The sequence below is a fragment of the Stenotrophomonas maltophilia group sp. msm1 genome, assembly GCF_032025805.1.
GTDB classification, from domain to species: domain Bacteria; phylum Pseudomonadota; class Gammaproteobacteria; order Xanthomonadales; family Xanthomonadaceae; genus Stenotrophomonas; species Stenotrophomonas hibiscicola.
The window spans coordinates 1,604,894-1,615,753 of the sequence record NZ_JAVSKH010000002.1 but is presented as its reverse complement, the minus strand read 5'-3'; the positions used below and the strand labels follow the sequence as shown (position 1 = coordinate 1,615,753).

Sequence of the window (10,860 nt, the reverse complement as noted above, 5' to 3'; positions counted from 1 at the left end):
GCCCCCCCCCCCCCCCGGGGGGGGGTGGGGGGGGGGCGGGGGGGGGGGCCCCCCCCCCCCCCCGGGGGGGGGGGGGGGGGCTCGTCAAGGCTTTGACGCCCGTCGCCCCGGATTGACCGTTCATCCTGCCGCCGCTTGCCGGTGGCGGGGCGATGGCCCATCGTGGCCACCAACACGCTGGGGAGCGTCCAATGTCTTTGCGCCGGCAAAACGGCTTCACGCTGGTTGAGTTGATGGTCACGGTTGCCGTGCTGGCGGTCCTGAGCACCATCGCCTATCCCAGCTTCCAGAGTACGATCCGCTCAAATCGTGTGGCCACGACGACCAACGAACTGATCGCGTCGCTGGCGCTTGCCCGTTCCGAGGCGATAAAAAACACGCGTGGTGGGGCTCTATGCGCATCCACAGCGGGCAAAGAGTGTGATGGCAGCAGCTGGGCCGACGGCTGGATGGTCTGGGAAGATCGCAACGGCAACGGGGCGCTTGATTCCGGTGAGAACGTGCTGCGCTACAGCGAAGGTCGCCCGACCATGAAGTCCGCAACCGAAGCGTTGACCATCGGCTTCGATGGCCGTGGCCGCAATCGCGCCAACGCGGAAGTCGATGTGACACTGCGCCCTGAAAAGTGTGGCGACCAGCCCCTGCAGCGAACGCTGCGCATATCGCCTACGGGACAGGTGCGGCTGTTGAAGGAGAGTTGCTCATGAAAAGGATCGGCTTCCAGCCGCACCGTGCGGCGCAGGGAGGTTTCACCCTGATCGAGGTCATGATCGCGATCCTGGTGATGGGTATCGGCCTGCTGGGCTTCGCGCTGCTGCAGACGATGAATGTACGGTTCGTGCAGAGCGCGAACTATCGCACCCAGGCCACCAACCTGGGGTACGAACTGCTTGATCAGATCCGGGCCAACCGGATCAACGCGCTCAGCTATGCCGGTACCTATGCTGCTACCACCGGCAAGGGGGACTGCGCGCCGTCCATTGGCAAGGATATCGGCAAGGATGACTTCACCCGCGACTGGCGCTGTCGCCTCGGCCGCGCACTGGGTGACTCGGCGTCCGGAACGGTGACTGTCAATGACGGCCGGGTACGGGTATCGGTCAGCTGGGGCGATGAGCGTTGGAATCCCGATTCGAAGGCTGACACCACCTTTGCCGCCGAGAGCCTGCTGTGATGACCAGAATGCGCTCCCGCCAAACGATGAGTGGCCTGTCGTTGATCGAGCTGATGATCGCCCTGACCATCGGCCTGATCATCATGCTGGGCGTGGTCCAAGTGTTCGCCGCTTCACGCACGGCCTACCAGCTGTCTGAAGGGCTTGCGCGGGTCCAGGAGAACAGTCGTTTCGCGATGGATTCCCTGCAACGCGAACTGCGCATGGCGGGGCACTTCGGTTGCGTGAACGATCAGGCGCATGATCCGCAGGGCACCTTGGCAACCACCTTTGCTGCGGGAGGACACCCCGCGCTGGACTTCGCGCGGTCGATCCAGGGCTACGAGGCAACGAATACCAAGCCGGGCGACGCAGTGACGTTGGCGGCAACGCCGTCAACGGGGGGCACCAAGTACTCCCCGGCGTTGCCGAGTGAGTTCGCCGCGGCCATCAAGAACCGGGTCGATGGCAGCGATATCGTCGCCCTGCGCTATCTGGTGCCGACCGGTGTGCCGGTCACCGCGGTAGCCGGAACGGTTGCCCAGCCGGTTTTCAGTTTTGATCCAAAACGTCTTGCCGTGCTTGATAGCGGAGTTACCGACGCGGGGCTGTTCGGTGTGGCCGACTGCATTTCCGCCACGGTCTTCCAGGCTCGTGCGATCGACGCAAAGGCCGGTACCGTGACAGTGGGCACTGCACCCAACAACGACGTGGCCATCGCCCGCAACTACCAGCCCGGCCAAGCGGTGCTGTATCGCGCCGAGACGTCCATCCTGTACGTGGGCTACGACGCTACGACCAAGCAATCGTCGCTGTATCGCCTTCGATTCACCGCCAAGCCCGGTGCTGCCCTGGTCGCGGGACCAGCAGAGGCGCTGGTCGAAGGCGTGGAGAACATGCAGCTTCTGTACGGCCAGGATCACGGTCTGAGCACGGTGTCGCCGACCGGCTACATTGATCGCCAGGGTACCGCGACCGATGTTCAGGCCTCCATCGTGCCGACCTCGCGTGGCTGGCAGCGCGTGGGCACGGTGCAACTGGGGCTGGTGGTGTCCAGTCCAGACCCGGCCGCATCCATCCAGGCCAGTTCAAGTACGCAGCTGACCGCGCTCGGCGTGACATACACCGCGCCTTCTGACGGCCGCATGCGCGCCGCCTACCAGAGCACGATCGCTCTGCGCAATCGCCTGTATGGCAACTGAGGCCACCATGCGTACCCATCCCGCCCGCCGCCATTCTCTGCATTCACCGCGTTCCCAGCGCGGCGCGGTGCTGTACGTCGTGCTGATCATGCTGGTGCTGATGGCCCTGCTGGGCATCGCCGGCATGCAGGTCACAAGCATGCAGGAACGGATGGCTGCCAACTATCTGCGCAGCAACGTTGCCTTCCAGAATGCTGAGGCCGACGCCCGGCAGACCGAGAAATCCATCGAGAAGGCGCTGGCTGACGGGGGCATCTTCAAGGCCAGCCAGGAGGAATGCAGTCCCTCCTACGATCCGCAGACCTGGGCCGATGGTCTCAGTGAGACCAAGTCCACCTATACGCGTCGCATCGACAAGTGCTTTGCAGCGTCCAGCCGGCGCACCGGCGGCCGACAGAACGAAGAAACCGGGAACATCTACCAGGTCACGGCGCTTGCCAGTGACGATCCCTCCAATGCGTCCGCCAGTGCGGTCATCGATACGATCTTCATCCCATGAACAGCGAGCGCCGTTTCCTTCCACTTCGTTCCTCCAGCTGGCTGCGGGCCGGTGTGGGTGTTGCTGCGCTTGCCGGCCTTGCCGCGTTGATCATTCCGCTGCAGGCCGCGCTTGGTGACTACGACATCGCGCAGGAGCCGCTGTACAGCAAGCAGAGCCAGCCGCCATTGATGATGATGGTGATGTCGCGTGACGAGCAGCTGTTCAACAAGGCCTACAGCGATTACAGCGACCTGGACGGGGACGGGGTGCTGGACACCACCTACCAGGACAAGTTCGATTACTCAGGCTACTTCGATTACAACCTCTGTTACTCGTACAACAGCGGTGTCTTCAAGGCCAGTGCAGAGGCGAAGGGCGCCAACAAGCACAGCTGCAGCGGCGCGTGGTCGGGCAACTTCCTCAACTGGGTGACGATGAGTCGCCTGGACGTGATGCGCTACGTGCTGTACGGCGGCCAGCGCTTCACCGATACGAAGGAAAAGACGGTGTTGGAGCGGGCGCCGATCCCCAGCGATCTGCATGCGTGGGTCAAGGTCTACAGTGGATCGGATCTTCGCGAGTTCGCCAACCTTGCTGGAAGCGGGACAACCTTCAGCTTCTGCAGTGTGACCCGTTCTGCAACCGGGGCGCCGCTGATGCGCGTGGCCGAAGGTGCACTGGGCGAGTGGGCCTCGACGGCCAGCAACCAGTGCGATACCGGACGAGCCAGCAACGCCGATGGCTACGCGGACATTCCCCGCTCGGCCACGGACTACACCGTGCGCGTGGAAGTGTGTGATGCCAGCTCAACGGTGCGTGAGAGTTTCTGCCGCAAATACAACGATGGCATCACCGACCGTTTCAAGCCGGCTGGGCTGCTGCAGACCTACGGTGAGAGCGGGCGACTGCGCTTTGGGCTCGTGACGGGAACCTACGCCAATCCGCGGGATGGCGGTGTCCTGCGGCGGAACATCGGCAAGATCGCGGGCAACGGTACGAAGTTCTGCGGCGTGGGTGATGAAATCGACCTGTCTACGGGGCAGTTCTGCTACCTGAATCTGACGGGAAGCGCCAAAGCCGACGATGAGGGCGTGATCAATGCGATTTCAAGCTTCCGTCTGGACAACTGGAACTGGTCCAACAACTGGAATGACTGCAACACCTACGGCATCCTCAATCGACAGGACCAGAAGGGAAATGGCAATCTGACCGATCCGGGAACCGGAGGCCAGAAGTGCAGTGCCTGGGGCAATCCGTTGGCGGAAATGTATGCGGAGGCGCTGCGCTACATCACTGCGGGTTCCAAGGTCTATAGTGACAGCGGAGATCTCAGCGGCCTGCCAACCAATATCAGCTGGAAGGATCCCTACCGCCTGCCCGCAGAAGGTGGCAACTCTTATTGTGCGACCTGCAACATCCTGGTGCTGTCTTCGGGCCTGCCGTCCTTCGACAGTGACAACATCGGTTCCGTGACCGGCCTTGCGTCTGCGGTGTCCGCGACCGATGCAGTCGGCATGGCCGAAGGAATCGCTGGCAAGAGCTACATGATCGGTCGCGTGGGTGATACGCCGCGCTACACCTCACTTGATACCCATAGCGATATCTGCCAAGGGCAGACTATCAGTGGCCTCAGCAAGGCGCGTGGCATCTGCCCCGACATTCCTTCGATGGAAGGCAGCTTCCTGATGGCGGGACTGGCCAAGGCCGCAGCTGAGACCGATCTGCGTCCCAACGTGCAGAACAAACCAAGCACGTACAAGGTCACTGCCACCACCTATGCCGTTGCCATGGCGGAGAACCTTCCGCAGTTCGAGATCGCGGTGGGCAACAGCAAGATCGGATTGGCCCCACTCTGCCAGGCCAACAACACCTCAGGCGCAACGGCAGCGAGCACGGGCTGGCGCAGCTGTTTCCTGGGTTCGGTCGGCATTGGCACCAAGCAGGCCAACGACACTGGCGGGAAGCTGATCTATGGCCGTCCCTACCGGACAGATGCGAAGTCCGGCAGCTTCTCGCTGGTGTGGGAAGACTCGCTGTGGGGCAATGACCATGACAACGACGTCGTTGCCATGCTGAGCTACTGCGTGGGCGCCGCGTGCAACGATACCGGCACCTTCAACAACATCTGCTGGCGTGCTGATGCGAAAGTGAGCAACAGCGCCGCGGGCAATACGCGACTTTGCGACTACACAACTGCAAACAAAGGGGTGGATTGGATTGGCACGACTTTGGCCGGCAAGGTCGAGGAGGATGAAGTGCTCATACGGATCGAGAACCTGTCGGCCTACGCTGGCAACGCAATGCTGACGGGCTACACGATCACAGGCTCAAATGCCTCCAGCACCGTGCAGCGTCTGGCGCTGCGTCCGGGCAACAGCAATGGCTCCGTGCTGACCAGCACAAACAACTTCCCGAGCAACTGGCAGAGGCCGGTAGTCATCAAGTACAAGGCCTCTACCACTGCGGCGGGCCAGCTGCAGAGCCCGCTGTGGTATGCCGCCAAGTACGGTGTCCCGGCCGGTAAGAAGTGGGACAGCAAGAAGCCAGGGGTGCCGGATAACTACTTCCTGGCACGCAATCCGACCAAACTGAAGGAGGCGCTGGAGGCGATCTTCAACAGCGCAGCGGAAGGTGATGCGCCGGTCGGTGGTAGCGGCAGTGGCGCGCGCATTTCGACCAACTCGTTCACTGTATCGTCCCATTACAGCGTGCCCTCTGGCACTGTGGACTGGACCGGTGATGTCATTGCCACCCAGGTCGACGGCCAGGGTGCGGACGGAGCCGTGCTGTGGAAGGCGTCCAGCAACATCGGCAGTGCCACGCGCCGCATCTACATGGCGACGTCCCCGACGAAGACCGCGTCCGATGGCACGGTGACCCCGGTCAATGCGAACGAGTTCCTGGCCACCAATCTGCCGGGCAACGATGAGCGGGCGAAGCTGTCGGCATTGGGATTCAGTGACTCGATTCCTGCATGGTTCGCGAATCAGACCTCGACCACCCTGGTCAACTATCTGCGCGGCGCGGCGGTGAGCGGGCTCCGTTCGCGTACTTCGCCGTTGGGTGACATCGTCAATTCCACCACCGAGATCGTCTCCAAGACGGATGACTTCGGCTATGCAGGCTGGGCGAGGCAGTCGACAGTCAAGTGGAAGGCGACGCTGGGCACGTCTTATGACGCCTTCCTGAAAGCGAAGCGCGCGACCTCGGGGCCGCCGACGATGATCTATGTTGGCGCCAATGACGGGATGGTGCATGGTTTCAACGGTTCGAATGGAGCATCCGGCGGTACCGAAGAACTGGCCTTCATTCCGTCAGCTGCCATGCAGCACATTGCCGAGCTGGCCAATCCCAAGTATGGGCATCGCTACTACGTGGATGGCCCACTGACGTCGTCCGACGTCTACTACGGGGATGCCTGGAACACGGTGCTGGTGGGCACCACGGGTGGTGGTGGCTCCAGCAAGGCGCCCAATGCGACGAGCGTAGGCAATGGCTCCGTGTTCGCGCTGAATGTCAGCGATCCGACCGCGTTCGGTGCATCGAGTGTGTTGTGGGAAGTCTCGGGCAAGACAGAGTCGGATCTCGGGTTCGTGCTGGGCAAGCCGGCTGTGGTGGCGGTGAAGGGCGCCGATGCCAATGCTGCGCCGCGCTTCGTCGCGATCTTCGGCAATGGCGTCAACTCCACCAGCGGCAAGGCAGCGCTGTTCGTGGTTGATATCCAGACCGGCAAGGTACTCAAGCGGCTTTCGCCGGTAGGTGCCAAGTACGCGGCACGCAATGGCCTGATCAACATCGCCACGGTGGCGTTGAAGAACAATGACGGCATCACCGACACTGTGTATGGCGGTGACATGCAGGGCAATATCTGGAAGTTCGATCTTTCCAGCACCGATCCGACCGATTGGAACATTGCCCTGTCTGGAACGCCGCTGTTCACCGCTACGCGCAACAACAGCCCGCAGCCGATCATGAGCGGTATCGAGATCAGCACGGGTCCGGGCGGCGGCATCAGTCTGTTCTTCGGTACCGGCCAGTATTTCGCCGCCGATGACAATGCGGTCAGCAGCACCTCGCCAGTGCAGTCGCTGTATGGCATCTGGGATAACCTCGCCATTGCGGTTGGCACGCGCGACAATCTGGTACAGCAGGTGATCACTACCGGCACATCGGCCAGCGGCTATCAATTGCGTGATGTCACCCGCAATGCGGTGAACTACGGTTCGGCCCGCGGCTGGTATGTGGACCTGCAGGCCGGATCGGCAGTCGAAGGCGAACGCTTCGTCGGCAACCCCCGTGTGCAGAACGGCATCGTGTTCTTCACGTCCTATGTGCCAGGTACCGCCATCTGCGGAAGCGGCGGTGGCGTGAACTGGCTGTACGGTCTGAATCTGCTGACCGGTGGGGGCCAGATGTCCGGCTTGAGCCCAACCATCGGCGGAGAAGCGCTGTGCACCGGCAACTGCGGTGGTGTCGCCCTGACCAAGAAGGGTGATCTTAGCCAAGGGCCGCCAGTGAAGGACACCAACATCTTTGTGCCCAAGCTTACGCCCTGCAAACCTGGCGACACCGGGTGCACGGTCGACAAGATGCTGCAGGCCAGCCAGTGTACGTTCGTGCTGCGTGCGGCCGGCGCCGATCCGCTTTACATGCCACGGCCCTGTGGGCGGCAATCGTGGCGGCAGATCCGTTGATGAATCCGATATCGAGGTTGCCCATGCATGTGTACAGCAGGCGTCGAACCGCCACCGGCTTCACCCTGATCGAGCTGATGATCACCGTGGCCGTGGTCGCCATTCTTGCTGCTATCGCGTTGCCTTCGTACCAGGCCTATGTGCGCAAGGCCAATCGTGCCCAGGCCAAGGCCGATCTGGTCGAGCTGGCGCAGATGCTGGAGCGGCGGCATACCGTGGAGAACACCTATGCGGGCATGACGCTGCCCTTCTCGCAATCGCCACGGGACGGTACCGCCAGATACACGCTTTCCTACGTGGGAACGCCAAATGGCACCTCCTTTACCCTCCAGGCGGCACCGACCGAGATCCAGAAGAAGGATGACTGCGGCACACTGACCCTGGACCAGGCCGGACGAAAGACGCCGAATGCCAGCAAGGGGCCCGGATGCTGGTAAAGGGCAGGTCTTTGGGCGGCATCGCATAAAAGGCTTGCACTCCCCACCGAACGCTGGCTAAAATGCGCACCCCGCCCGAATAGCTCAGCCGGTTAGAGCACTTGACTGTTAATCAGGGGGTCGTTGGTTCGAGTCCAACTTCGGGCGCCAGATTCGAAAAAAGCCGCGAGAAATCGCGGCTTTTTTCGTTTCTGCGTTGGCATTGCGGGCATCAGCAGGGGATGGGCCTTTGCGGGCGCTGGCTCCTGACCCGTCCGGGGACGCTGATGATGACGCGGCTGTGCTCCTGTCCGTCCACGCACAGCACGATGGACTGGTTGGTGCCTGCATTGCGGCCGTCGGGCCGGAACCGCACGTCGGGCCGATTATCGCTGGCGCGCAGGTCGACATGACGCTGGCGTGCCCTGTGCACGCGCAGTTCCCTTCCGGCGCCGGTTGCGCTGTTGGCCGGTTCGACCTGTACCCGCCAGCCCTGGCGCCATGCCTGGTCGCAGGTCATGCCATCCGACGAGCCACAGACCGTCACGCGGCGGCGTTCGGTGATGGCGGCACTGCGTGCCATCGACAGGCTGGTCACCAGTTCGGCGCGCAGCGTTTCCGCCTGGAAGTGCCGCAACATGCGTTGCCAAGGGCCCCACGCCAACGCCAGCAGGACCGCCAACACCATGACGGCGATCAGGAACTCGATCAGATGGAGCCCGCGGTGGAGCCGGGCAGGGCGATGGCGGAGGGACATGCATGCAGCCTCGCCGTACGCCGGGGCATTCGCCATCAGGCACTGCCGCGCCCGCCTGCCCGGAAACCCCTCAGCTGGCCGTCACCGCTTGCCCCGTATACTCACCCTTCCCGGGAACTGGCAACACCATGAGCGACCGTTTTGAACTCGTCTCGCCGTATTCGCCGGCAGGCGACCAGCCTGATGCCATCGCAAAGCTGACCAGCAACTTCGAAGCGGGCATCGCCAAGCAGACCCTGCTGGGCGTCACCGGTTCGGGCAAGACCTACACCATCGCCAACGTCATCCAGAACGTGCAGAAGCCGACGCTGATCATGGCGCCGAACAAGACGCTGGCGGCGCAGCTGTACGGTGAGTTCAAGGCATTCTTCCCGCACAACGCGGTGGAGTACTTCGTCAGCTACTACGATTACTACCAGCCGGAAGCCTACGTGCCGTCGTCGGACACCTTCATCGAAAAGGACAGTTCGATCAACGAGCACATCGAGCAGATGCGGCTGGCGGCGACCAAGACCCTGCTGTCGCGCCCGGATGCGATCGTGGTGGCCACGGTGTCGGCGATCTATGGCCTGGGTGCACCCGAGGACTATCTGTCGCTGCGCCTGATCCTGTCCAAGGGCGAGCGTATCGACCAGCGCGACCTGATCAATCACCTCACCCAGCTGCAGTACACGCGCAACGAGTACGAGCTGCAGCGCGGTACGTTCCGCGTGCGTGGCGAAGTGATCGACGTGTTCCCGGCCGAGTCGGACAGCGAGGCGCTGCGCCTGGAACTTTTCGATGGCGAGGTCGAGAAGATCACCCTGTTCGACCCGCTGACCGGCGAGACGCTGCGCAACATGCAGCGTTTCACTGTTTATCCGAAGACACACTACGCGACCACGCGCGAGCGCGTGCTGGCAGCGATCGAGACGATCAAGGTGGAGCTGAAGGAGCGGCTGGAGCAGCTGTACGCGCAGAACAAGCTGGTGGAGGCGCAGCGCCTGGCCCAGCGCACCCAGTTTGACCTGGAAATGATGGCCGAGGTTGGCTACTGCAACGGCATCGAGAACTACTCCCGGCATCTGACCGGCAAGAATGCCGGCGAGCCGCCACCGACCCTGTTCGATTACCTGCCGCCGGATGCACTGCTGGTGATCGACGAATCGCACGTGACCATTCCGCAGATCGGCGCCATGTTCAAGGGCGACCGCTCGCGCAAGGAGACCCTGGTCGAATTCGGTTTCCGCCTGCCGTCGGCGCTGGACAACCGCCCGCTGCGCTTCGAGGAGTGGGAGGAGCGCTGCCCGCGCAGCATCTACGTGTCGGCCACGCCCGGGCCCTATGAACTGCGTGAAGCCGGTGACGAGATCACCGAACTGGTGGTGCGCCCGACCGGCCTGATCGACCCGGTGGTGGAGATCCGCCCGGTCGGTACCCAGGTCGACGACCTGATGAGCGAGGCCAACGCGCGCATCAAGGCGGGCGACCGCGTGCTGGTCACCACGCTGACCAAGCGCATGGCCGAGAATCTCACGGAATACCTCACCGAACATGGTATCCGCGTGCGCTACCTGCACTCGGACGTGGACACGGTCGAGCGCGTGGAGATCATCCGCGACCTGCGGCTGGGCAAGTTCGACGTGCTGGTCGGCATCAACCTGCTGCGCGAAGGCCTGGACATGCCCGAGGTATCGCTGGTGGCGATCCTTGATGCCGACAAGGAGGGCTTCCTGCGTTCCACCGGTTCGCTGATCCAGACCATCGGCCGTGCCGCGCGCAACGTGCGTGGCAAGGCGATCCTGTATGCGGACAAGATCACCCGTTCGATGCAGGCCGCGATCGATGAGACTGACCGCCGTCGTGCCAAACAGGTCGAGTACAACGAGGAACATGGCATCGTGCCGCGCTCGGTGGCGCGCCCGATCGTCGACGTACTGGAAGGCGCGCGTTCGGATGCGGCAGAGAAGGAAGCGAAGAAGGGCAAGGGCAAGGGCAGGCCTGGCGTGGCCGAGGACGGGGGCGACTATCGCTCGCTCAGCCCGGCCCAGCTGGCGTCCCGTCTCAAGGCGCTGGAACAGCAGATGTACCAGCATGCGAAGGACCTCGAATTCGAGGACGCGGCCCGCGTGCGCGACCAGATCAGGCAGCTGAAGGAGGCGAGTCTGGGCTGAACGC

Annotated in this window: 8 protein-coding genes and 1 tRNA gene; 8 read left to right on the top strand and 1 reads right to left on the bottom strand. The window is 62.9% G+C overall.

The genetic code is table 11. From position 1 onward, the window contains the following. Positions 1 to 191: 191 nt before the first annotated feature. The 7 genes from ROV95_RS15160 to ROV95_RS15130 all read left to right on the top strand — a co-directional run bounded on the left by ROV95_RS15160 (position 192) and on the right by ROV95_RS15130 (position 8,117). On the top strand, positions 192 to 707 hold the full coding sequence (locus ROV95_RS15160) for a Tfp pilus assembly protein FimT/FimU (RefSeq protein ID WP_251102268.1): 516 nt from the start codon (positions 192 to 194) through the stop codon (positions 705 to 707). Continuing rightward, positions 704 to 1,174 carry a type IV pilus modification protein PilV gene (gene pilV, locus ROV95_RS15155; protein ID WP_227843948.1) on the top strand — a complete coding sequence of 157 codons (471 nt, stop codon included), beginning with the start codon at positions 704 to 706 and terminating at the stop codon, positions 1,172 to 1,174. The genes ROV95_RS15160 and pilV overlap by 4 nt, the downstream gene beginning before the upstream one ends. Next, on the top strand, positions 1,174 to 2,355 hold the full coding sequence (locus tag ROV95_RS15150; protein ID WP_312545090.1) for a PilW family protein: 1,182 nt from the start codon (positions 1,174 to 1,176) through the stop codon (positions 2,353 to 2,355). Before pilV ends, ROV95_RS15150 begins: the two co-directional genes overlap by 1 nt. Further along, positions 2,345 to 2,854: a PilX N-terminal domain-containing pilus assembly protein gene (locus ROV95_RS15145; RefSeq protein WP_307741273.1), complete on the top strand. Its 510-nt coding sequence runs from the start codon at positions 2,345 to 2,347 to the stop codon at positions 2,852 to 2,854. The genes ROV95_RS15150 and ROV95_RS15145 overlap by 11 nt, the downstream gene beginning before the upstream one ends. Positions 2,855 to 3,036: 182 nt before the next feature. Further along, entirely contained in the window at positions 3,037 to 7,530 is a 4,494-nt protein-coding gene (locus tag ROV95_RS15140; RefSeq protein ID WP_312545087.1) for a PilC/PilY family type IV pilus protein, read from the top strand. A 23-nt stretch (positions 7,531 to 7,553) separates the two neighbouring features. Continuing rightward, positions 7,554 to 7,967: a type IV pilin protein gene (locus ROV95_RS15135; RefSeq protein WP_049446493.1), complete on the top strand. Its 414-nt coding sequence runs from the start codon at positions 7,554 to 7,556 to the stop codon at positions 7,965 to 7,967. A gap of 73 nt (positions 7,968 to 8,040) precedes the next feature. Further along, positions 8,041 to 8,117: transfer RNA gene (locus tag ROV95_RS15130), tRNA-Asn, on the top strand. Between the two features lie 61 nt (positions 8,118 to 8,178). Here ROV95_RS15130 and ROV95_RS15125 read toward each other — a convergent pair. Then, on the bottom strand, positions 8,179 to 8,703 hold the full coding sequence (locus ROV95_RS15125; protein ID WP_312545086.1) for a GspH/FimT family protein: 525 nt from the start codon (positions 8,701 to 8,703) through the stop codon (positions 8,179 to 8,181). A gap of 128 nt (positions 8,704 to 8,831) precedes the next feature. Between ROV95_RS15125 and uvrB the strand changes: the two genes are divergently transcribed. Further along, complete coding sequence (uvrB, locus tag ROV95_RS15120) at positions 8,832 to 10,856, top strand: excinuclease ABC subunit UvrB (RefSeq protein WP_021203591.1); 2,025 nt, start codon at positions 8,832 to 8,834, stop codon at positions 10,854 to 10,856. The last annotated feature ends 4 nt before the right edge of the window (positions 10,857 to 10,860 follow it).

Excerpts from the sequence above, each read along its gene's own strand:
- ROV95_RS15145 (WP_307741273.1), top strand. The coding sequence starts at position 2,345 with ATGGCAACTGAGGCCACCATGCGTACCCATCCCGCCCGCCGCCATTCT.
- ROV95_RS15150 (WP_312545090.1), top strand. The coding sequence starts at position 1,174 with ATGACCAGAATGCGCTCCCGCCAAACGATGAGTGGCCTGTCGTTGATC.
- uvrB (WP_021203591.1), top strand. The coding sequence starts at position 8,832 with ATGAGCGACCGTTTTGAACTCGTCTCGCCGTATTCGCCGGCAGGCGAC.
- ROV95_RS15160 (WP_251102268.1), top strand. The coding sequence starts at position 192 with ATGTCTTTGCGCCGGCAAAACGGCTTCACGCTGGTTGAGTTGATGGTC.
- ROV95_RS15140 (WP_312545087.1), top strand. The coding sequence starts at position 3,037 with ATGTCGCGTGACGAGCAGCTGTTCAACAAGGCCTACAGCGATTACAGC.
- ROV95_RS15135 (WP_049446493.1), top strand. The coding sequence starts at position 7,554 with ATGCATGTGTACAGCAGGCGTCGAACCGCCACCGGCTTCACCCTGATC.
- pilV (WP_227843948.1), top strand. The coding sequence starts at position 704 with ATGAAAAGGATCGGCTTCCAGCCGCACCGTGCGGCGCAGGGAGGTTTC.
- ROV95_RS15125 (WP_312545086.1), bottom strand. The coding sequence starts at position 8,703 with ATGTCCCTCCGCCATCGCCCTGCCCGGCTCCACCGCGGGCTCCATCTG.